The organism is Streptomyces sp. CB01201 (assembly GCF_002803085.1).
Taxonomy (GTDB): Bacteria; Actinomycetota; Actinomycetes; order Streptomycetales; family Streptomycetaceae; genus Streptomyces; species Streptomyces hundungensis.
This window is the reverse complement of sequence record NZ_NNBJ01000014.1, coordinates 133,013-155,484: the sequence shown is the minus strand read 5'-3', so window position 1 is coordinate 155,484 and position 22,472 is coordinate 133,013. Positions and strand designations below refer to the sequence as shown.

The following is a 22,472-nucleotide window of genomic DNA, read 5'->3' as shown; positions in this document are numbered from 1 at the left end:
GCCCCCGAAAGCCCACCCACCCCCCACTCCACCCCCGGAGGGTTTCGGGAAGGGGCGGGGAGGGGCGAACCCCCGGGGTCTGGGGCGGAGCCCCAGGGAGAGGGGGGCGGGGGCCACCCCGGGTCGGGCCACCCCGGGTCGGGCCACCCCGGGTCGGGGCCACCCCGGGTCGGGGCCACCCCGGGTCGGGGCCACCCCGGGTCGGGGCCACCCCGGGTCGGGGCCACCCCGGGTCGGGGTCACCCCGGGTCGGGGGTGGAGGTTGCCTTCAGGGCGAGCCAGAGCTCCATGCGGACGTCGGGGTCGTCCAGGGAGCGGCCCAGGATCTCCTCCACGCGCCGCATCCGGTACCGCAGGGTGTGCCGGTGCACCCCGAGGTCCGCGGCGGCCGCGTCCCACTGCCCGTGCCGCGAGAGCCACGCCCGCAGCGAGGCCACCAGATCACCCCGCCCCGTCGCGTCGTGCTCGTACAGCGCCCGCAGCATCCCGTCCGCGAACGCCCGCACCGCGTCGTCCGCGAGGAGCGGCAGCACCGACCCCGCGACCAGCTCCTCGTGCTCGACGAGCGGCTTGCCCCGGCGCCGGGCGACCGACAGCGCCTGCTCGGCCTGCTTGTACGCGGAGGCCGCCGCGATCGGCCCGGCCGGCGCGGAGAGCCCGACGACGACCTCCTCGCCCTCGGCGGCCTCGTGGGCGAGGCAGGCCGAGACCGCCTCGCCCCCGTCCGCGGCGAGCACGACGAGCCGTGCGGCCTCCGGCACCACCAGGACCGCCTCGCCGCAGCGCGCGGCCGCCGACTCCATCGTCTCGGCGAGCGCCCCGAGCCCCGCCGGGTCGCCGTCACCCACCGGCTCGGCGATGACGAGGCGGAACGGCGCGTCCAGGAGCCCGCCGTACAGGTCCCCCGCGACCGCGCGGGCGTGGTCCTGCTGCCCGGAGAGCAGCATCCGCACGATGGCCGCGCCCAGGCGCTGCTCGGCGGCCTGGAGCGAGCGGGAGCGTTCGGTGGTGAGGGTGAGCAGCGCGACCGCCGAGTGGACCGCGTACCGCTCGGCGGTGCCGAGCGGCGCCCCCGTGCCGACGGCGAGCGCGCCCCGCACCCGGCGCCCGGTGCCGAGCGACTGGAGTTCGACGCGGTCCCCGGACGCCTCGTCGGCGCCGCCGACCACCGCGCTGGCCGGGGCCGCGCGCTCGCGCAGCCGGGCCACGTCACCGGTGAGCCGGGCGGCGCGGCGCGCGGCCCACTCCGGGGCGGCGGCCACGACCGCGCCCGAGGTGTCGTACAGCGCGGCCCAGCCGTCGACATGGGCGGCGAGCTTGGCGATCAGTACGGCCGGCCCGTCGGACAGCGCCGCCTTCGTGAGCTCGCGCTGCGCCTCGAAGCCCGCGGTGACCGCCCGGTACTGGTCGGCGGAGATGGCCGCCGACACCGCCTTGGAGATGGCCAGGAAGGGGGTGCGCCGGGGCACCTCCAGCAGGGGCAGGCCCTCCTCGCGGGCCGCGTCCAGGAGCGCGTCCGGGACGGAGTCGTAGTTGACGCCGATCGCGAAGCCGAGCCCGACCACTCCGGCCCGCGACAGCCTGCGCACGTAGCGGCGCATCGCCTGCGGGTCCTCCGCGTCCAGCGTCATCGCGGTGATGAGCAGCAGCTCGCCGCCCTCCATGTACGGGACGGGATCGGCGAGTTCGCTGACGTGGGCCCAGCGCACCGGGCGGTCCAGGTGTTCCTCGCCGGCGCGCACGGTGAGCTTGAGCGCCGAGTGCTGGACGAGCGAGGCGAGCGTGGGCGGCATGGGACCGGCTACCTTCGACGGGAAAGGACGGGACGTACGCGGGGCGTACGGGACGGACGGACCGCGGGCCATTACTACGTCCCGTATGAACGCACACTCCCATTTTGCCAGCCCGGCCAGATACCCGGGGGCCGCTCGACCGCCCGTTACCGGCCGCGCCTCACCCGGCAGATCGTCGCCCCCCCCTCGGCTCGTCACCGCCGCAGATCGACCAGCAGGGGCGGCGCGTGCTCTCCCTTCACCGTGGTCAGCGAGAGCACCGCGTGCCCCGCGGGCACCTGGTGGGCGAGCTCGGAGGCCGACCAGCGTTCGCGCTCGACCTTGCGCACGGTGACGGCGTCGGTGGTGACCGCCTTTCCGGTGACGAGTTTGCGCAGCGCGTGGACCGCCCGGGTGAGCGGCTGGTCCGCGAAGACGGTGTGCTTGGCGACCTCGGTGGTCTCCACCCATTCGGTGCCCCACGCCTGCGCGAACAGCCGCCCGTCCCAGGTGCTGAGCCCGGCGAACGCCATGTGGCAGCCGACCGAGCCGAGCAGCGAGGTGTGCAGCGGTTCGGGGACGTCACCGAGTGCGCGCAGCGTGAGCAGCACCCCGGCGTTGCAGTTCCGCAGCCGTTGCAGGCCGCGTACGGACTCGGCGGTGACGGCGTGCGTGGCGTCGTCGAGGGCGAGAAGGGCGAAGAGCGAGCGGTCCCCGCGGGCGGTCGCGCCGATGGTGAACTGGGCCAGGATCAGCCGGGTCAGGAGGCGGGCCGCCTCCGGGTGGGCGCGCTCGGGTACGTCGACGCGGACCCGCAGCGGGTGTTCCAGGGCGCGCAGCGAGAACGGCCGGCTTTCGCCGGTGGTGTCGAAGAAGCCCTCGAAGGCCGGGCGGTCGAGCACCGCGACGCGTGCGGCGAGCGCGAGCCCCGGGTCGCCCGGTGTCCCCAACTGCCTTTCCCTGGCGTCGAGTTCGCGATGGTAGGTGCGGTGGGTCTCGTCGTCGAGCCGGGCCCGCAGGTCCGCGAGCGCGCCGGGTGAGCCGTCGAGCAGTTCGCGCAGCACGGGCACGGAGGGGAAGCGCCGGTGGGCCGCGCGGTAGGGACCGAGCAGCTGGGCCAGGACCGTCGCGGCCCGCCGTGAGTCGACCTCGGCGAGGTCGCCCGCGAAGGCCTCGGCGAGCAGGGCCGCCGCCTCGTCGGGGTCGGTGGCGCCGCCGTACAGGTCGAGGTCGTACGCCGAGGACGGGTCGCCGGGTTTGATCACGACGTCGTAGCCGTCGTCCGGGCCCAGCGGGGTGCCCGCGGCACACACCGCGACGACGGCGGCCTTCCCGGCGAGCGCCTGGAGCGCGAGCGACTCCACGACGGGCCGCACCAGGTGCCGGGTCTTGCCCGAGCCGAACGGGCCGATCGCCAGCAGCGAGGAGCCGAGCGAGCCCGGGTCGATCGCGGCGCCCGCGCCCCGGCGGGTGGCCGGGGTGCGGTCGGTGTCGGGGTAGTGGCCGAGCCGTACCTGGGAGGTGAGCAGGTCGTGGGTGGCGGCACGGGCGGGCAGGTCGCGGTCGCCCGAGGGGTGCAGGCAGGCCCGCGCGCCCTGGCCCGCGACGGCCTCGGTGAACGCGCCGAGCCGGGCCGGGTCGGCCTTGACCGTCGTCCAGGCCCGCCGGATGCGGACGCAGTCGACGTCGTTCATGTGCCCGGAGCGCTCCTCGGCCACCAGCCGGTCGGCTACCGCCCCGAGCCCGGCGTCCCGCAGCTGCGGCCAGTCGGCGGGGGACGTTCCGGCGGCGGGTGCGGGGCCGCCGGGGGCGGCACCGCTCCCCCGGCCGGCCCGCAGGCCGCGCACCGCGGTGAGCCAGTCGCCGGCCCGTGCGGTCAGCCAGAGGATCACGGCGGCGCCCAGCAGGTGGTAGCAGGTCGCGAAGGTGCGCAGGCGGTCGGCGACGTCCGTCCCCGTGCCGCTGTAGAGCCAGTCGTGCGGCATCAGGTAGAGCGCGAGGTCGCCGAAGGGCAGCAGGGGTCGCGGCGGCGACGCGCCCGCCTGCACGGTGGCCACCGACGGGGCGTAGTCGTTGAGGCTGTCGGCCTGGGTGAAGCACCAGGCCAGAAAGGCCCCGGCCAGCGCGGTGCGCAGCGCGCGCGAGGGCTGCGGATGGTCGACGGCGTACCGCCGGAACACCTCGTGCCAGTTGCCGAGCCGGCCCGCCGTCCACAGGATCACGACCGCCACCAGGCTGTTGTAGACGGCGAGGGCGGTCGTGGCGGCCTGCGGCCGCTCCAGGCCCCACCAGTCGGCCGGGGTGACGAGTTCGAGCAGGATTCGGCTGTGCGGGACGTACCCGTTGCGCCACAGCGACCAGACCAGGGAGGCCGCGAGCAGGGCGACGATGGCGCCGCCCAGCAGCGCCCGGTCCGGCACCCGGTCCGGGTCCGCGTCGGGACGCGGCTTGTGGCCGAAGCGCCACAGGCCCGGCTCGGCGGGGGCGCGCGGGGTGCGCAGCCAGTCGCCGAGCGAGGTTCCCGCGGTGGGCGCCTCGACGGGCCGGGGCGGGAGCGCCGGGCGGGGCGGCGGTCCGGCGGGGCGCGGGACCGACCCCGAACGGGTGCCGCGTGCGTCGTACGTGCCTTCGGTGTCCATCGACCCCTTGCCCCCCTGACCAGCCAGGTCCGTTCCGAGCGGTGCGAACGCTCAATCTAGTGCCAGCGCACGACGGTTCACCGCTGCCGCGCACCGCGCGCCCGCCCGGGGGAACTGTCCGCCGAGGACAAGGGACACACCCCCACCACTACCGAACGGCGCATGCCAGGGGCCGTCCGCGCGCCCTAGCCTGCCAAGAAAGCCAAGGAAGCGTCCGAATCCCCCAGAAAATCTCCAGGAGCCCGTCATGAGCGCGATCCCGCAGGAGCGCCGCGTCGTCACCGCCATCCCCGGCCCGAAGTCGCAGGAGCTTCAGGCCCGCCGTCTCGCGGCGGTCGCCGCCGGTGTGGGCTCCACTCTGCCCGTCTTCACCGCGCGCGCGGGCGGCGGCATCATCGAGGACGTCGACGGCAACCGCCTGATCGACTTCGGCTCCGGCATCGCGGTGACCTCGGTCGGCGCCTCCGCCGAAGCCGTGGTGCGCCGCGCGAGCGCCCAGCTGCAGGACTTCACCCACACCTGCTTCATGGTCACGCCGTACGAGGGCTATGTCGCCGTCGCCGAGCAGCTGGCCGAGCTGACCCCGGGCGACCACGCCAAGAAGTCCGCCCTGTTCAACTCGGGCGCGGAGGCCGTCGAGAACGCCGTCAAGATCGCCCGTGCGTACACCAAGCGCCAGGCCGTCGTCGTGTTCGACCACGGCTACCACGGCCGCACCAACCTGACCATGGCGCTGACGTCCAAGAACATGCCGTACAAGAACGGCTTCGGCCCGTTCGCGCCCGAGGTCTACCGCGTTCCGGTGGCCTACGGCTACCGCTGGCTCACCGGCCCGGAGAACGCCGGCGCCGAGGCGTCCGCGCAGGCCATCGACATGATCAACAAGCAGATCGGCGCGGACAACGTCGCCGCGATCATCATCGAGCCGGTGCTCGGCGAGGGCGGCTTCATCGAGCCGGCCAAGGGCTTCCTGCCGGCGATCAGCCAGTTCGCCAAGGACAACGGCATCGTGTTCGTCGCGGACGAGATCCAGTCCGGCTTCTGCCGCACCGGCCAGTGGTTCGCCTGTGAGGACGAGGGCATCGTCCCCGACCTGATCACCACGGCCAAGGGCATCGCGGGCGGCATGCCGCTCGCCGCCGTGACCGGCCGCGCCGAGATCATGGACTCCGCGCACGCGGGCGGCCTCGGCGGCACCTACGGCGGCAACCCGGTGGCCTGTGCCGCGGCGCTCGGCGCGATCGAGACGATGAAGGAGCTCGACCTCAACGGCAGGGCCAAGCGCATCGAGGAGGTCATGAAGGCCCGTCTGGCCACCATCGCCGAGAAGTACGACATCATCGGCGACATCCGCGGCCGCGGCGCCATGATCGCCATCGAGCTGGTCAAGGACCGCGCCTCGAAGACCCCGAACCCGGAGGCCGCCGGCGCACTCGCCAAGGCCTGCCACGCGGAGGGCCTCCTGGTCCTGACCTGCGGCACCTACGGCAACGTGCTGCGCTTCCTGCCGCCGCTGGTCATCGGCGAGGACCTGCTGAACGAGGGCCTCGACATCATCGAGCAGGCCTTCGCCGGCGTGTGACGCCGAGCGACCGGTACCGCCTGTGAAGAAGGTGTGGGGGGCCGATGGCGGGATGGAGTTCCCGCTGTCGGTCCCCCGCTGTCTGCCGTACGGTTTCCGCAGATGAGAGAAACACCCCGCCCGCAGGGGACTGCGGGCGATTCCAGAGCGGAGCTTCCCCAGCCCTGCCCTGGTCGTGCCCTCGCGCACACCACTGGAGCCCCTGGCTCCGGAACTCCTCACCGATCGGCCGGCCGACCGCCCCACACCCCCCGGGGCGAGCGGCACGCCGGTCAAGGCGGCCGCCCCGGAACCTCCCCCCCTGTTCCGGGGCGGCCGGCTTTCCTCTTCGTCACGCTGCTCTGCGTGTTCGCGGTCATCACCTGGCAGGTCGTCTCCGACGGCCCGCTGCGCCGTCTCGACGAGCGCCTCGATCCCTCGCTCACCGGCCACGGCCCCTCCTGGCTCGCCGAAGGACTCTCCGACCTCGGCAGCATGCCGGTCGCCCTGCCGGTGCTCGCCCTGGCGATCGGCTACGCCCTGTGGCGCGGGCTGCGCCGCCGGGCCCTGATCGCCGCCGCCACGATGGCCCTGGTGCCGCTGCTCGTGGTGCCGCTGAAGGAGTGGACCGCCCGGCCGGGCCCGTTCGACCCCGCCACCGGCTACTACCCCTCCGGCCACACCGCGACCGCAATGGTGGCCTATGGCGCGGCCGCGCTGCTGCTCTCCCCGTTCGTACGCCGGCGTTGGCCGCTGCCCGTCGCCGCCGGGGTGCTGACGGCGGCGACGGGCACCGGCCTGGTGCTGCACGGCTACCACTGGCCCCTGGACGTGCTGGCCAGCTGCTGCCTGTGCGGGGCGCTCCTGGTGCTCAGCTCCACGGGTATGCGTCGAAGTTCTTCGAGAACTCTCCGCCGTTGAACCGGTCCCAGTTGATGGACCACGTCATCAGCCCGCGCAGGCCCGGCCAGCTGCCGTGGGTCTGGTAGGTGCCGCAGTTCGCCTTCTTCGTCAGGCAGTCCAGGGTCTTGGTGACCTCGGCGGGGCTGGTCCAGCCGTTGCCCGCCTGGGTGGAGGCCGGCAGCCCGATGGCGACCTGGTCGGGCCGCAGCGCCGGGAACACCTTGGTGGTGTCGCCCGCGACCGGGAAGCCGGTGAGCAGCATGTCGGTCATGGCGATGTGGAAGTCCGCGCCGCCCATCGAGTGGTACTGGTTGTCGAGGCCCATGATCGAGCCCGAGTTGTAGTCCTGGACGTGCAGCAGGGTGAGCGAGTCGCGCAGGGCGTAGATCACCGGCAGATAGGCGCCGCAGCGGGGGTCCTGGCCGCCCCAGGGGCCCGAGCCGTAGTACTGGTAGCCCATTTGCACGAAGAACGTCTCCGGGGCCATGGTCAGGACGAACTTGGAGCCGTACTTGGCCTTGAGGGTCTTCAGGGCGTCGATGAGGTTGACGACGACGGGAGTCGTGGGGCTCCGGAAGTCCGTGTCGCCGGTGTTGAGCGACAGCGAGTGGCCCTCGAAGTCGATGTCGAGGCCGTCGAGGCCGTAGTCGTCGATGATCTTCGAGACGGAGGAGACGAAGGTGTCGCGGGCGGCGGTCGTCGTCAGCTGGACCTGGCCGTTCTGGCCGCCGATGGAGATCAGTACCTTCTTGCCCGCGGCCTGCTTGGCCTTGATGGCCGCCTTGAAGTCGGCGAGGGGCTCCACGGTGGGGCACTCGCTGACCGGGCACGGCGTGAAGCGGATGTCGCCCGAGGTCGGGGAGGTCGGCTCACCGAAGGCCAGGTCGATGATGTTCCAGTCGTCGGGCACGTCCGCCATCCGCGTGTAGCCGGCGCCGTTGGCGAAGGACGCGTGCAGATAGCCGACCAGCGCGTGCCCCGAGGGCGGCGGGGTGGTGCCGCCGCTGGTGGTGCTCGCGCTGACGGCGGCCGACCTGGGCGACTCGCCCGCGCTGTTGGTCGCGGTGACCTGGAAGCTGTACGAGGTACTGGGCGCGAGGCCGGTGACGGTGGCCGAAGTCCCGCTCACAGAGGCCGCTTTGGCGCCGTCGCGGTACACGTTGTAGCCGGTGGCGCCGGCCGACGGGGACCAGCTCAGGCTCATGCCGGAGGAGGTGGCGCCGGAGGCGGTGAGCCCGGCGGGGGCGGCCGGCAGCTGGACGGGGGTGCCGCCGGGCCCGATCAGGCTCACGTCGTCGGCCTCGTAGGCGCCGGTGCCGTACCAGCCGTGGGTGTAGACGGTCACCGATGTGGTGCTCGCGCCGGTCTTGAAGGTGGTGGTCAGCTGCTGCCAGGACGGCGCGGACTGGGTCCAGGTCGACACATCGGTCGTACCGGTGCCGGACGCGCCGAGGTAGGCATAGCTGCCCTGCACCCAACTGCTCAGCGTGTAGGTGGAGTTGGGCTGGACGGCGACGCTCTGGGCGCACTGTGCGTTGTCGCTGCCGGCCGGAGTGGCCTTCAGGGCGTGGGTGCCGCCGTGCACGGGCGAGGTGACCACGGCGCCGCTGCCGGCGGTGCAGCTCCAGCCGTCGAGCCCGGATTCGAAGCCGCCGTTGCGCATGAGGTCGGCGTCGGCGGCCTGCGCGGACGGCGCCGCGGCGACGAGCCCGGCCGCGCCGAGGGCGGCCGCCGTCAGGGCGGCGCAGAGCGATGACCGGAGGGCCGGATGTCTGGTGCGGTCCACAACTGCCTCCAGGCAAGGGGGTATTGAGACACGAAGTGCGCACAACATGGTCCAGACCAATCCGGTTGTCAAGGCTTCCGGCAGCCGTCCGCCCCCACTCATTCCCCCTTGTCCCGGTTGTCCCCGTCGCGCGCGATCCGGGCCGCCGCCTCGTGCATCGCCAGCTCCAGGAGGGTGGGGTCGGTGAGCGTGCCCGAGCCGTCGGGCGGCACCAGCCAGCGCACCCCGCCGGTCGTCCGGCCGGGATAGGGCACCACGATCCAGGTGCCGTGGCCCGCACCCCGCACCCCCGTGCCGAGCCAGCGCGCGGCGGTGCCGGGCGGCACGAAGAAGCCCATCCGCGCGTCGCCGAAGTCGACGAGCACGGGACCCGGCCGGTCCACGAGCCGGGCCAGCACATCGAATGTGTGGTGGCCCAGCTCGCCCGGCACGATCAGTACGTCCCAGCGCCGGCCGGCCGGGAGGAGGGCGACCCCGAGGGGGTTGCGCTCCCACTCCCACCGGCAGGCATCGGGATCCGGCGCCACCGACGCCAGCCATTCCACCGCGGTCTTCGACCCCGAGGCAGTCATTGCCGTCCCTCCGCTCGACCCGCTCCACTGGACACAGCCAGTGCGTCCACGGGAGAGAGCGGCGCGGGGCCGGGTTATGACGCGACTTCGCGCAGCAATCGGCAGTGAGCTGGGTCACAGGGCGATCTAAGGGGTACGCCCCCGGCGTGACCCGGGGGCGTACGGGATGATCAAGCACTCAACTGCCGCAGGGGGAAGCCCTGTTGCGGTCCGGGGCCGTCAGCTGTCGAAGCCAAGGCCGACCCGGTCCATCGCCCTGAGCCACAGATTGCGCCGGCCGCCCCGCTCGTCGGCCCGGGCCAGCGACCACTTGGTGATGCCGATGCCCGCCCAGGCCACCGGCTCCGGCGGGAACGGCAGCGGCTTGGTGCGCACCATCTCCAACTCGGTGCGCTCGGTGTGCTCCCCGGCGAGCAGGTCGAGCATCACATCGGCGCCGAAGCGGGTCGCGCCCACCCCGAGCCCGGTGTACCCGGCGGCGTAGGAGACCCGGCCGCCGTGGGCCGTGCCGAAGAACGCCGAGAACCGCGAGCAGGTGTCGATCGCGCCGCCCCACGCATGCCCAAAACGGAGCCCCTCCAGCTGCGGGAAGCAGTAGAAGAACTGCTCGGCGAGCTTGGCGTACGTCTCGGGCCGGTCGTCGTACTCGCTGCGCACCTTCCCGCCGTAGGGGTAGATCGCGTCGTAACCGCCCCACAGGATCCGGTTGTCCGCGGAGAGCCGGAAGTAGTGGAACTGGTTGGCCGCGTCCCCGAGGCCCTGGCGGCCCTGCCAGCCGATCGAGGCGAGCTGGTCCGCGGAGAGCGGTTCGGTCATCAGGGCGTAGTCGTACACCGGGACCGTGTACGGGCGCAGCCGCTTGACCAGCGAGGGGAACACATTGGTGCCGAGCGCGACCTGCTCGGCCCGCACCTTGCCGTACGGAGTGCGCACGCCCATGCCGCTGCCGACCCGGGTCAGCGAGAGGCCCGGGGTGTGCTCGTAGATGCGTACGCCCAGGTCCAGGCAGGCCTGCTTCAGGCCCCAGGCGAGCTTGGCCGGGTGGAGCATGGCGACGCCGTCGCGGTCCCAGAGGCCGCCGAGGAAGGTGGGCGAGTCGACCTGGGCGCGCAGCGCCTGCTCGTCGAGGAGTTCGAGCCCGCCGAAGCCGAGCCCGGTCGCCTCCTCGTACATCTCGTGCAGCTCTTCCAGCTGGTGCGGCTCGGTGGCCACGTCGATCTCGCCGGTGCGCTCGAAGTCGCAGTCGATCTTGTAGCGGGCGACCGCGTCCCCGATGGCGTCGAGGTTGGCCGCGCCGAGTTGTTCGAGCTTGGCGAGTTCACCGGGCCAGCGGGCCAGGCCGTTGCCCAGACCGTGGGTGAGCGAGGCCGCGCAGAAGCCGCCGTTGCGGCCGGAGGCGGCCCAGCCGATCTCCTTGCCCTCGATGAGGACGACCTCGCGGCCGGGCTCGCGCTCCTTGGCGATCAGCGCGGTCCACAGTCCGCTGTAGCCGCCGCCGACGACGAGCAGGTCGCACCGCTCGTCGCCGGTGAGGGCGGGCAGCGCCTCGGGGCGGCCGGGGTCCTCCAGCCAGAAGGGGACGGGCTTCGCGCCCGCCAGGGACTGCCGTGCTGCGCTCTTCATGGCTCGGGTCACGGCCATGATTTCCAACTCCCTCAGGAACTGCGTACGGTTACGCTTTCGCGCTGTTCTTGCGCCGGTTCGCAATGAATTGTCCGGCGGTGACCACCACGACGGCAACGATGAACATCGCCGTCCCGATGACGTTGATCTGCACGGGCGTGCCGCGCTGCGCCGAGCCCCACACGAACATGGGGAAGGTCACGGTGGAGCCCGCGTTGAAGTTGGTGATGATGAAGTCGTCGAAGGAGAGCGCGAAGGCGAGCAGCGCGCCCGCCGCGATGCCGGGCGAGGCGATCGGCAGCGTCACCCGCAGGAACGTCTGGACCGGGCCCGCGTAGAGGTCGCGCGCGGCCTCTTCGAGCCTCGGGTCCATGGACATCACACGGGCCTTGACGGCGGTGACGACGAAGCTGAGGCAGAACATGATGTGCGCGATGAGGATGGTCCAGAAGCCCAGCTGCGCGCCCATGTTGAGGAAGAGCGTGAGCAGCGAGGCGGCCATCACGACCTCGGGCATCGCCATCGGCAGGAAGATCAGCGAGTTGATCGCGCCGCGGGCCCGGAACCGGTAGCGGACCAGGGCGAAGGCGATCATCGTGCCGAGCACGGTCGCGCCGATCGTCGCCCAGAAGGCGATCTGCAACGAGAGCGAGAGCGAGCCGCACATGTCGGCGACACCGCACGGGTCCTTCCAGGCGTCCGTGGAGAACCGCGTCCAGGAGTAGTTGAAGCGCCCGTTCGGCTTGTTGAACGAGAACACCATCACGACGACGTTCGGCAGGATCAGATACGCGAGGGTCGCGAGCCCCGCGATGACCACGAAGTTGCGGCGCAGCCATTTGAGGATGGGCATGAGACTCATCAGACCAAGTCCTCCGTCCCGGCTCGGCGGATGTAGACGGTGACCATGATCAGGACGATGGCCATCAGGATGAAGGAGAGGGCCGCGGCCGTCGGATAGTCCAGGACCCGCAGGAACTGCGACTGGATGACGTTGCCGACCATCTTCTGGTCGGTGGAGCCGAGCAGTTCGGCGTTCACGTAGTCACCGCTGGCCGGGATGAAGGTGAGCAGCGTGCCCGAGACGACACCGGGCATCGACAGCGGGAACGTCACCTTGCGGAAGGTGGTGGCCGGGGTCGCGTACAGGTCGCCGGCCGCTTCGTGCAGCCGGGAGTCGATGCGCTCAAGAGAGGTGTACAGCGGCAGGATCATGAAGGGCAGGAAGTTGTAGGTGAGTCCGCAGACCACCGCCATCGGCGTGGCCAGGACCCGGCTGCCCTCGGTCCAGCCCAGCCAGTTGGTGACGTCCAGGATGTGCAGGGTGGCGAGCGCGTGCACCACGGGCCCGCCGTCGGCCAGGATCGTCTTCCAGGCCAGGGTGCGGATGAGGAAGCTGGTGAAGAACGGCGCGATGACCAGGATGAGGACGATGTTGCGCCAGCGGCCCGCCTTGAAGGCGATGAGATAGGCCAGCGGGTAGCCGAGCAGCAGACAGAGCAGGGTCGCCGTGCCCGCGTAGAGCAGGGAGCGGATGAACTGCGGGTAGTACTCCTTGAAGGCGTCCCAGTACGTCTGGAAGTGCCAGGTGACCTGGAAGCCCTTCTCAAGTGACCCGGTCTGTACGGAGGTCGAGGCCTGGTACACCATCGGCAGCGCGAAGAACACGATCAGCCAGAGGATGCCCGGCAGCAGCAGCCAGTACGGGACGAGCCGCTTGCGGGTGGAGGCCTTGCGCACGGTGGGTGCCGCGGGCGCCTCGGCCAGGGCGGTCACGCGGCGTCCTCGACCTTCTCGACGCCCGCGTCCTTGGCCTGCGCCGCGTCCAGGCCGAAGGTGTGCGCCGGGTTCCAGTGCAGGACGACCTCGGCGCCGGGCACCAGGCGGGTGTCGCGCTCGATGTTCTGCTCGTACACCGAAAGGCCGCTGCCCGCCGGGGAGTCGACGAGGTACTGGGTGGAGACCCCGATGAACGACGAGTCGACGATGCGGCCGGTGACGCGGTTGCGGCCGTCGGCGATCGCGCCCTCGTCGTCGCGGTGGGCGAGCGAGATCTTCTCGGGGCGTACGCCGACGAGGAGCTTGCCGCCGCTCGCCGTGGGGGCCGAACATCGTCCGCCGGGCAGCCGCAGCTTGGCGCCGCCCGCGGTGACGACGAGGTCCTCGCCGCTCCTCTCGGCCACCTCGGCCTCGATGAGGTTGGAGGTGCCGAGGAAGTTCGCGACGAAGGTGGTCTTCGGGTTCTCGTACAACTCGGCCGGTGCGCCGAGCTGTTCGACCCGGCCGCCGCTCATCACCGCGACCGTGTCGGCCATCGTCATGGCCTCCTCCTGGTCGTGGGTGACGTGCACGAAGGTGATGCCGACCTCGGTCTGGATGCGCTTGAGCTCAAGCTGCATCTGACGGCGCAGCTTGAGGTCGAGGGCGCCGAGCGGCTCGTCCAGGAGCAGTACCTGGGGGTGGTTGATGAGCGCGCGGGCGACGGCGACGCGCTGCTGCTGCCCGCCGGAGAGCTGGTGCGGCTTGCGCTGCGCGAAGTCGCCGAGCTGGACGAGTTCCAGCATGTCGTCGACCTGCTTCTGCACCGACTTGATGCCCCGCCGGCGCAGCCCGAAGGCGATGTTCTCGGTGACGTTCAGATGCGGGAAGAGGGCGTACGACTGGAAGACGGTGTTCACCGGCCGCTTGTAGGGCGGCAGATCGGTGACGTCCTTGTCGCCGAGGAAGACCGTCCCGGTGGTCGGCTCCTCAAGCCCGGCGATCATGCGGAGGGTGGTGGTCTTGCCGCAGCCGGACGCACCGAGCAGGGCGAAGAACGAGCCCTGCGGGACGGTCAGTTCGAGCGGATGCACGGCGGTGAAGGAGCCGTACGTCTTGCTGATCCCGGTGAGGCGGACATCGCCGCCGGCGGTGCTGTCAGTCATGGGTGGGGTCCCAGGGGGTATCGAGGGGGGGAAGAGGAGGGGGATCACGGGTCCGGGCCTAGGGCCCCTAAGGGGCGCGGGGAACTGCGCGACCAGCCACAGCGGGCCCGCACCCGAAAAACACCGCACCCCGCGGAGCGCTCACGCTCCGATGAGCCTGGAGAACTTCTGCTCGTAGGCGGTCTCCTCGGCCTCGCTGAGCGAGCGGAAGGAGTGGGACTTCGCGGCCATCGCCTTGTCCGGCAGGATCAGTTCGTTCGCCGCGAGGGCCGGGTCGATCCTGGCGAGTTCGTCGCGCACCCCGTCGACCGGGCACTGGTAGTTGATGAACGCGGCGAGCTTCGCGGCGACCGGCAGCTCGTAGTAGTAGTCGATGAGCTTCTCCGCGTTGCTCTGGTGCCGGGCCTTCGCCGGGACGAGCAGGTTGTCGCTGGAGGTCATGTAACCCGCCGCCGGGATCGCGTACTTGATGTCCGGGTTGTCGGCGCGCAGCTGGGTCACGTCGCCGCCCCAGGCGACACAGGCCGCGAGGTCGCCCTTCACCAGGTCGCCGGTGTAGTCGTTGCCGGTGAAGCGGCGGATCTGCTTGGAGTCGACGCCCTTCTGGAGCCGCCCGATCGCGGCGTCGAAGTCGGCGTCGGTGAACCTGGCGGGGTCCTTGCCGAGGTCGAGCAGGGTCATGCCGATGGAGTCGCGCATCTCGGACAGGAAGCCGACGCGGCCCTTGAGGGTGGGGTCGTCGAGCAGCTGGGTGATGGAGTCGACCTTCTTGCCGCCGGTCGCCTTGGAGTTGTAGGCGATGACGGTCGGGATGCCGGTCCAGGGGTAGGAGTAGGCGCGGCCGGGGTCCCAGTCGGGCGAGCGGAACTGGGGGGCGAGGTTGGCGTAGGCGTGGGGCAGGTGCGCGGGGTCGAGCTGCTGCGCCCAGCCGAGCCGGATGAGCCGGGCGGCGAGCCAGTCGGTGAGCACGACCAGGTCCCGGCCGGTGTCCTGGCCGGCCGCGAGCTGCGGCTTGATCTTCCCGAAGAACTCGACGTTGTCGTTGATGTCCTCGGTGTACTTGACCTGGATCCCGGTGCGGCGGGTGAACTCGTCCAGCGTCGGGTGGTGCTTCTTGTCGTCGCTGATGTCCATGTACTGCGTCCAGTTGGAGAAGTTGACCTCCTTCTCCTGGGCGGAGTGGTCCGTGTTGGACGGTCCGGTGCCGTTCTCCTTCTTGGCCGCCGGGATGCCGCACGCGCTCAGGGTGGCGAGGCCGCCGACGGTGAGCGCGCCGACGCCCGAGGCGCGCAGCAGCGAACGGCGGGTCAGGGCGCCCCTGCCATTCGTCAAGCTGCGCCGGACGGCCGCCAGTTGGGCCGCTGACAGGCTTTCGGGCTCGTACTGCTCCATGCGCTGAATGCCCTTTCGGGTGGGTTCGGTGGCCTGGTCGGGCCGCCTTTTTATCGGTCCCCGAAGATCGTGCGGTGCCAGTCCTTCCTGGCGACCGCTGTGTTGTCGTACATCACGTGCTTGACCTGCGTGTACTCCTCGAAGGAATACGCCGACATGTCCTTTCCGTAGCCGCTCGCCTTGTAGCCGCCGTGCGGCATCTCGCTGAGGATCGGGATGTGGTCGTTGATCCAGACGCAGCCCGCCTTGATCTCGCGGGTGGCCCGCCCGGTGCGGTACACGTCCCGGCTCCAGGCGGAGGCGGCGAGGCCGTAGGGGGTGTCGTTGGCGAGCGCGATGCCCTCGTCGTCGCTGTCGAAGGGCAGCACCACCAGGACCGGGCCGAAGATCTCGTCCTGGACGACCTCGCTGTCCTGGGGCGCGTCCACGATGAGGGTGGGCCGGTAGTAGGCGCCGTCGCCCTCGGGGGCCTCGCCGCCGGTGACGATCCGGGCGTAGCTCCTGGCCCGCTCGACGAAGGCGGCGACGCGGTCGCGGTGGACGTGCGAGATCAGCGGGCCGAGGTCGGTGTCCTCGCGGAAGGGGGCGCCGAGCCGGACGGTCTCCATCAGGGCCGCGACCTGCTCGACGAAGGCGTCGTACAGCGGGCGCTGGACGTAGGCCCGGGTGGCGGCGGTGCAGTCCTGGCCGGAGTTGATGAGCGAGGCGGCGACCGCGCCGTGCACGGCGGCCTCCAGGTCGGCGTCGTCGAAGACCACGAAGGGGGCCTTGCCGCCCAGCTCCAGGTGGAGGCGCTTGACCGTGCGGGTGGCGATCTCCGCGACCCGCTTGCCGACGCCGGTGGATCCGGTGAAGGAGGTCATCACGACGTCGGGGTGGCCGACGAGGTGCTCGCCCGCGTCCTTGCCGGCGCCCGTGACGATGTTGATCACGCCGTCCGGAATGCCGGCCTCCGTGGCCGCCTCGGCGAACAGGAGCGAGGTCAGCGGGGTGGTCTCGGCGGGCTTGAGGACGATGGTGTTGCCGGCCGCGATCGCCGGAAGGATCTTCCAGGCGGCCATCTGGAGCGGGTAGTTCCAGGGCGCGATGGAACCGACGACACCGATGGGCTCACGGCGTACGTAGGAGGTGTGGTCGCCCTCGTACTCCCCGGCCGACCGGCCCTCCAGGTGCCGGGCCGCGCCCGCGAAGAACGCGGTGTTGTCGATGGTGCCGGGCACGTCGAACTCCCGGCTCAGCTTGATCGGCTTTCCGCACTGGAGGGACTCGGCCTGGGCGAACTCCTCGGCCCGCTCGGCGAGCACCTCCGCGAACCGGTGCAGGGCGGCCGAGCGCTCGCCGGGGGTGGCGCCGGACCAGCCGGGGAAGGCCTCCTTGGCCGCGGCGACCGCGGCGTCGACATCGGCGGTGCCCGCGAGCTCGTACGTGTAGACCGTGGCCCCCGTGGCCGGATCGACGACCGCGTGCTCGCGCCCGGAGGTGCCGGGGCGCAGCCGCCCGCCGATGTACTGGGCGCCGGCCGCGAAGCGGTCCTGCGCGGGGAAGCGGTCCTTGGCGGGATTGCTGTTGCCGTTGCCGGTGTCGGTGTCCATGTCGCCCACGTTCTTCGTAGCTTCAGCTCGATTTGAGTGCCGATCCTGACAGAGGCACATCTGGCCAACAAGTGATTCCGTTGTTGCCTTTTGGTTACGCGACGGAATCTGTCGACCATGTGTCGCGTCGGAGCCGTTATGGCCCGACGGAGTGTCAGTGGCGCCTGCCACACTCGCATGCATGAACGAGGACACGGGGGACCGCGCGGCGCTGGACGCGCTGATCGCGCAGGTCAGTGAGGGTGACCGGATCAAGTATCTGCATTTCTGGGGGCACCGGCCGCAGCGGGACGGGTCGCTGGGCCGGAGCTGTTTCAGCCAGTGGTGGCCCTCGCCCTTCACGGTCGAGGGCGTCCGGTACGCGACGGCCGAGCACTGGATGATGGCGTCGAAGGCCCGGCTGTTCGGCGACCCGGACGCGGAGCGCGCGGCGATCGACGCGGCGAATCCGGCGCTCGCGAAGAAGGCGGGACGCCTGGTGCGGGGCTTCGACGACGAGGTGTGGCGCCGGGAGCGGTACGGCATCGTGCTGGCCGGCAGCCTGCACAAGTTCGGTCAGGACGAGGCGCTGCGGGGCTATCTGCTCGGCACCGGGAAGCGGGTCCTGGTCGAGGCGAGCCCGCTGGACCGGATTTGGGGCATAGGCCTGGCGGCGGACGCGCCGGAGGCGGCGGACCCGCGGCGGTGGCGTGGCCTGAACCTGCTGGGCTTCGCCCTGACGGAGGCGCGGGAGCGGCTGCGCTGAGGCGGCTGCCTGCCCGTGCGGCCGGACAGGGCGGCCGGGCAGGGCGGCCCCGAGCGAGAGAGGCCTTGGCGGCCTCCCCCGCTCGGGGTGAGATCCCCGGATCCTCTTGGCTCGCTCCTCCGGAGGGTCCTCGGCAGTGCTTCCTCGGCGGGAAGTGCTTCCTCAGCGGGCCGAGACGGCCAGCGACAGGAAGTTCGAGTAGTCGTCGTACCGGGTGGAATGGTCGAGCGAATTGGTCACGATCACCAGGACGAGAATCCCGACGCCGATCACGATGGCGATGATGCCCATGATGATGCCCGTCAGGGACTGCCCGCGGTTGTTCGCCTCACCGCGCCTGACCCGGCCCTTGCCGAGCAGCCCGAAGATCAGGGCGAGCGTCCCGATCACGATGCCGGCGATGCCGATGGTGCAGAGCATGAGGACACATCCGACGATGCCGAGCACCATCGCGGCCGTGCCGAAGCCGTTCTGCGGCGGGGCGACCGCGGCGAATCCCGGATAGCCGTACCCGGGCTGCTGGCCCGGGTACCCGGCGTAGCCCTGCCCGGGGTGCTGCGGGTAGGCGGGGTAGCCGTAGCTGCCGGGGGCCGGCTGTCCCGGCGGCGGGGTCGGGGCGCCGTAGCCGGTGCCGGGAGCCTGCTGCCCGGGCGCACCCGGGAACGGGGCCTGGGCCGGGGCGCCGGGGGCGGCCTGCGGCGGGGCGGGGTACTGGCCCTCGGTCGGAGTGCCCGGCATGGATATGACCGTCTGCTGGTCGTGCACCGACGGCTTGTCCAGCGGGACCTTGCGCTCCGGCGGAGCCCAGGGGTCGCGGGGCTCCTGGCCTCCCGACGGCTGCTGGGTGTTGTCTGACATGGGCCTCCCCCATCGTGGTTCCGTCATGCTACGGCCAACGGATCCGGGCGCGTGTGCCCGGCCTACCATGATCCCCGACCGGCGAAGGCCGTACGCCGCCCATCGCGCGAGGACCCTCGCGGCAGACCCATGGAGGACCCCATGACCGACCTGCACCCCTTCATCGCGGGGCTGCCCAAGGCCGAACTCCACGTGCACCACGTGGGGTCCGCCTCACCGCGCATCGTGGCCGAACTCGCCGCCCGCCACGCGGACTCGAAGGTCCCCACCGACCCCGAGGCGCTCGCCGACTACTTCACGTTCACGGACTTCGCGCACTTCATCGAGGTCTACCTCTCGGTCGTCGACCTCATCCGCACCCCGGAGGATGTGCGCCTTCTCACCTACGAGGTGGCCCGTGACATGGCCCGGCAGAACGTCCGCTACGCCGAGCTGACCATCACGCCGTTCTCCTCCACCCGCCGGGGCATCGACGAGCGCGCCTTCATGGACGCGATCGAGGACGCCCGCCGGGCCGCCGAGGCCGAGTTCGGCACGGTCCTGCGCTGGTGCTTCGACATCCCGGGCGAGGCCGGTCTGGACGCCGCCGCCGAGACGGCCCGCCTCGCCACCGAGGACGGGGTGCGCCCCGAGGGCCTGGTCTCCTTCGGCCTGGGCGGCCCGGAGATCGGCGTGCCCCGCCCGCAGTTCAAGCCGTACTTCGACCGGGCCATCGCCGCCGGGCTGCACTCCGTACCGCACTCGGGCGAGTCCACGGGCCCGCAGTCGATCTGGGACGCGCTCATCGACCTGCGCGCCGAGCGCATCGGCCACGGCACCAGCGCCACCCAGGACCCGGCCCTGCTCCAGCATCTGGCCGAGCACCGGATCGCCCTGGAGGTCTGCCCGACGTCCAACCTGGCGACGCGCGTGGTGCCCGACCTGGACCAGCACCCCATCAAGGAGATGGTGGCCGCGGGCGTCCTGGTCACCGTCAACAGCGACGACCCGCCGATGTTCGGCAGCGACCTCAACAACGAGTACGCGGTCGCGGCCCGGCTCCTGGAGCTGGACGAGCGGGGGGTTGCCGACCTCGCGAAGAACGCCGTCGAGGCGTCCTTCCTCGACCCCGCCGGCAAGACGAAGCTCGCCGGGGAGATCGACGACTACACCGCGAAGTGGCTCGCCCGCTGATCCCCGCCGGCGGGGGCTCCGGCTGGCCGCCCCCGCCACCGCTCAGCACAATGACCCCATGCGCACCGTGACAGCCGTGGCCCACCGCGGCGACCCGTACCGCGTCCGCGAGAACACGCTCCCCTCCATCGCCTCGGCCCTGGAGCGGGGTGCCGACGCGGTCGAGCTCGATGTCCGCACCACCCGGGACGGCGTGCCCGTGCTGTTGCACGACGAGACGCTGAAGCGGCTGTGGGACTTCGACCGTCCGCTGGCCGAGCTCCCGCACGCGGAGGTCGCCGAGGTCACCGGCGGCGGGGTGCCCACCCTGCGGCAGGCCCTGATGGCGGCCGGGGCGCACCGGGTGCTGCTGGATCTGCCCGGCGCCACCGAGGCGTCGGTGCGCAAGGTGGTGAACACGGTCCGCGAGTGCGGTGCGGGCGAGCGGGTCTACTACTGCGCCGGGCCGGTCGCCATGCTGTGGGTGCGCCGCGCCGACCCGGCCGCCGAGATCGCCCTGACCTGGACCAAGCCCGCCCCGCCGCGCCCCGCCCTGGTCGAGGCCGTCAAGCCCCGCTGGCTCAACTACCGCTTCGGCCTGCTGAGTTCGGACCTGGTGGCACGGGTCCACCGGGACGGCCTCCTCGTCTCGGCCTGGACCGCGGACACCGCCCGCACCCAGCGCCGGCTGATCGGCCACGGCGTGGACGCGATCACCACCAACCGCCTGGACACGCTGTCGGCCGTCCTGTCGGGGCGGTAGGCGGGGCGGGGACGGCACGGGCGGGGCGGAAGCCGGCCGACGGGGACACGTGCGGGCGGGGAAGGTTGACGGGGGGGATGGGGTGGGTGGCACTGAACGGCCGGCCGAACAGCTGCGGGCACGACCGGTGGCACGACTCGCGGCACGGCCGGCGGCGCGCCTGACGGCACGCCTGACGGCACGGCTGCGGGCGGCGAACGCCCGGACGGTCGACATCGGCCTCGCCCTGCTCGTAGAGGCGGCCATGTCGATCCCGTTCGTCGTGGCCCGCCCCGACGGACTGCGCCCCGCCACTTGGGCCGACTACGCCCTGACCTCCCTGAGCGTGCTCCCGCTGGTGTGGCGGCGCCGGGCCCCGGTCGCGGTGACGCTCGCGGTCCTGGCGGCGGGCGCGGCATACAAGCTGACCCTGGACGGACCGGGCCAGCCGCTCCCCTATCCCGGGCTCATCGCCGTGTACTCGGTCGCGGCACTCTCTCCGGCCCGCAAGCGGGTCGGGGTGGCCGCTCTCGTCGCGGTGCTCATCGGGCCCTCGGTGGCGCTCAACAGCCAGGACGTCAAGGAGCTGATGTTCTCCTTCTTCGTCTTCGGTGCCGCGTACGTGCTCGGGCGGCTCACCCACACCCGGCAGGCCTACACCGCGGCCGTCGAGGATCGGGCGGCACAGCTGGAGCGGGCCAACCGCATCGAGGCCGAACAGGCCGCGGCCCGTGAACGGGCCCGGATCGCCCGGGAGATGCACGACATCCTCTCGCACGCGGTCAGCATCATGATCGTGCAGGCCGAGTCGGGCCCGCTCGCGGTACGGGCCGCGCCGGACCGGGCGGAGGCCGCGTTCGAGGCGATCTCCGAGACCGGTCGGGACGCGATGGTCCAGCTGCGCCGCATGCTCGGGCTGCTCCGCGAGGAGGACGCCCCGGGCGCTCCCCCGGCCGCCGCCCCGCGCGAACCGCAGCCGGGCCTCTCCGCGCTGCCCGCGCTGGTCCAGCGGGTGTCACTGGGCGGCCCCCCGGTCACGTACCGGACGACGGGCACGCCCGGCCCGCTCCCCCTGGACACGGAAACGACGGTGTACCGGATCGTGCAGGAGGCCCTGACCAACGCGGTGAAGCACGCGGACGCTTCCGCGATAACGGTCCAACTGGACTGCAGGGATGGCGAGTTGGCGATCCACGTCCTGGACGACGGATGCGGTACCGGCTCCGGACCCGGTACCGGACACGGCTTGGTCGGCATCCGCGAGCGGGCGGCCGCGCAGGGCGGCAGCGCCTCGGCGGGGCCGGGCCCGGACGGCCGGGGCTTCGAGGTGCGGGCCGTCCTGCCGCTGTCGCCCCGCGTACCCGGATCCCGCTCGGTACCCTCCTCGGCGGAGGTGGGGCCGTGACGATCCGTGTGGTGGTGGCCGACGACCAGGAGCTGGTGCGCAGTGGCTTCGCGCTGATCCTGGACGTCCAGCCGGACATCGAGGTGGTGGCCGAGGTCGGCGACGGCGCGCAGGCGGTCGAGGCGGTCCGCCGCCTCGCGCCCGATGTGGCGCTGCTCGACATCCGGATGCCGCGCCTGGACGGCATCGAGGCCTGCCGCGCGATCAGCGCCGCCGGGGCCTGCCGCACGGTGATGCTGACCACCTTCGACTCCGACGAGTACGTCTACGAAGCGCTGCACGCCGGGGCGAGCGGTTTCCTGCTCAAGGACGTCCGGCGGGACGATCTGGTGCACGCGGTGCGGGTGGTGGCCGCCGGGGACGCGCTGCTCGCCCCGTCGGTGGCGCGGCGACTGATCGCCGAGTACACCTCGCGGCCCACCGTCCCGGCCGCCCCGGAGCGGCTCGCCGCGCTGACCGCCCGCGAGCGCGAGACGCTGCTGCTGCTCGGCCGGGGCCTGTCCAACGCCGAGATCGCGGCCGAACTCACCGTCTCCGAGCACACGGTGAAGACGCACGTCGGCCATGTGCTGGCGAAGCTGGGGCTGCGCGACCGCGTCCAGGCGGTGATCTGCGCGTACGAGACGGGACTGGTCGCCGTGGCCGCACCGTCCTGACCGTGCTCCCCCGCGCGGGGGAGTCAGGGTCTCCGACTCCCCCGCTCCGGTGAGGAGTCGGAGGTTCGGAAACCGCTCGTCGCGGCGACCCACAGGCGGCGCGTGATCAGCAGGATGGGGTTCATCGGCGCCACCTCCCTCGATCACGAA

17 protein-coding genes and 1 pseudogene are annotated in these 22,472 nt (G+C 72.1%); 7 read left to right on the top strand and 11 right to left on the bottom strand.

Annotated elements, in window-relative coordinates:
* Positions 1–239: 239 nt before the first annotated feature.
* Positions 240–1,793 (bottom strand): PucR family transcriptional regulator, encoded by a 1,554-nt coding sequence (locus CG740_RS27675; protein ID WP_100577993.1) that lies wholly within the window; start codon positions 1,791–1,793, stop codon positions 240–242.
* A gap of 194 nt (positions 1,794–1,987) precedes the next feature.
* Positions 1,988–4,411, bottom strand: coding sequence for an ATP/GTP-binding protein (locus tag CG740_RS27670; protein ID WP_100577992.1), 2,424 nt, complete (start codon positions 4,409–4,411; stop codon positions 1,988–1,990).
* A gap of 247 nt (positions 4,412–4,658) precedes the next feature.
* On the opposite strand from CG740_RS27670, the gene gabT reads away from it, so the two are divergent.
* Both gabT and CG740_RS27660 read left to right on the top strand, forming a co-directional pair.
* Positions 4,659–5,993, top strand: coding sequence for a 4-aminobutyrate--2-oxoglutarate transaminase (gabT, locus tag CG740_RS27665; protein ID WP_100577991.1), 1,335 nt, complete (start codon positions 4,659–4,661; stop codon positions 5,991–5,993).
* A gap of 102 nt (positions 5,994–6,095) precedes the next feature.
* Positions 6,096–6,893, top strand: coding sequence for a phosphatase PAP2 family protein (locus CG740_RS27660; RefSeq protein WP_100577990.1), 798 nt, complete (start codon positions 6,096–6,098; stop codon positions 6,891–6,893).
* On the opposite strand, the gene CG740_RS27655 is transcribed toward CG740_RS27660, so the two are convergent.
* The 8 genes from CG740_RS27655 to CG740_RS27620 form a co-directional block, all read right to left on the bottom strand.
* Positions 6,844–8,661: a chitinase gene (locus CG740_RS27655; protein WP_234376514.1), complete on the bottom strand. Its 1,818-nt coding sequence runs from the start codon at positions 8,659–8,661 to the stop codon at positions 6,844–6,846. The genes CG740_RS27660 and CG740_RS27655 overlap by 50 nt on opposite strands.
* A gap of 98 nt (positions 8,662–8,759) precedes the next feature.
* Positions 8,760–9,233 (bottom strand): hypothetical protein, encoded by a 474-nt coding sequence (locus CG740_RS27650; RefSeq protein ID WP_100577989.1) that lies wholly within the window; start codon positions 9,231–9,233, stop codon positions 8,760–8,762.
* A gap of 219 nt (positions 9,234–9,452) precedes the next feature.
* Positions 9,453–10,874, bottom strand: a complete 1,422-nt coding sequence (locus CG740_RS27645) for an NAD(P)/FAD-dependent oxidoreductase (RefSeq protein WP_100577988.1) — start codon at positions 10,872–10,874, stop codon at positions 9,453–9,455.
* 31 nt (positions 10,875–10,905) lie between these two features.
* Positions 10,906–11,709: an ABC transporter permease gene (locus tag CG740_RS27640; RefSeq protein WP_100578054.1), complete on the bottom strand. Its 804-nt coding sequence runs from the start codon at positions 11,707–11,709 to the stop codon at positions 10,906–10,908.
* 8 nt (positions 11,710–11,717) lie between these two features.
* A complete protein-coding gene (locus CG740_RS27635) occupies positions 11,718–12,632 on the bottom strand; it encodes an ABC transporter permease (protein WP_100577987.1) in 915 nt (304 codons plus the stop codon).
* Positions 12,629–13,780, bottom strand: a complete 1,152-nt coding sequence (locus CG740_RS27630; RefSeq protein WP_100577986.1) for an ABC transporter ATP-binding protein — start codon at positions 13,778–13,780, stop codon at positions 12,629–12,631. Before CG740_RS27630 ends, CG740_RS27635 begins: the two co-directional genes overlap by 4 nt.
* 141 nt (positions 13,781–13,921) lie before the next feature.
* A complete protein-coding gene (locus CG740_RS27625) occupies positions 13,922–15,172 on the bottom strand; it encodes a polyamine ABC transporter substrate-binding protein (RefSeq protein WP_100577985.1) in 1,251 nt (416 codons plus the stop codon).
* 50 nt (positions 15,173–15,222) lie between these two features.
* Positions 15,223–16,764, bottom strand: a complete 1,542-nt coding sequence (locus CG740_RS27620; RefSeq protein WP_100578053.1) for a gamma-aminobutyraldehyde dehydrogenase — start codon at positions 16,762–16,764, stop codon at positions 15,223–15,225.
* A 181-nt stretch (positions 16,765–16,945) separates the two neighbouring features.
* Between CG740_RS27620 and CG740_RS27615 the strand changes: the two genes are divergently transcribed.
* Positions 16,946–17,509 carry an NADAR family protein gene (locus CG740_RS27615; RefSeq protein WP_199846593.1) on the top strand — a complete coding sequence of 188 codons (564 nt, stop codon included), beginning with the start codon at positions 16,946–16,948 and terminating at the stop codon, positions 17,507–17,509.
* 162 nt (positions 17,510–17,671) lie between these two features.
* On the opposite strand, the gene CG740_RS27610 is transcribed toward CG740_RS27615, so the two are convergent.
* A complete protein-coding gene (locus tag CG740_RS27610) occupies positions 17,672–18,367 on the bottom strand; it encodes a hypothetical protein (protein ID WP_100577984.1) in 696 nt (231 codons plus the stop codon).
* Positions 18,368–18,418: 51 nt separating this feature from the next.
* Between CG740_RS27610 and CG740_RS27605 the strand changes: the two genes are divergently transcribed.
* The 4 genes and pseudogenes from CG740_RS27605 (at position 18,419) to CG740_RS27590 (ending at position 22,428) form a co-directional block, all read left to right on the top strand.
* Entirely contained in the window at positions 18,419–19,540 is a 1,122-nt protein-coding gene (locus CG740_RS27605) for an adenosine deaminase (protein ID WP_376215077.1), read from the top strand.
* Between the two features lie 58 nt (positions 19,541–19,598).
* Positions 19,599–20,282, top strand: a complete 684-nt coding sequence (locus CG740_RS27600; protein ID WP_100577982.1) for a glycerophosphodiester phosphodiesterase — start codon at positions 19,599–19,601, stop codon at positions 20,280–20,282.
* 127 nt (positions 20,283–20,409) lie between these two features.
* Complete coding sequence (locus CG740_RS27595) at positions 20,410–21,666, top strand: sensor histidine kinase (RefSeq protein ID WP_442802856.1); 1,257 nt, start codon at positions 20,410–20,412, stop codon at positions 21,664–21,666.
* Positions 21,663–22,428, top strand: a pseudogene (locus CG740_RS27590) (response regulator). Before CG740_RS27595 ends, CG740_RS27590 begins: the two are co-directional and overlap by 4 nt.
* Positions 22,429–22,472: the final 44 nt, after the last annotated feature.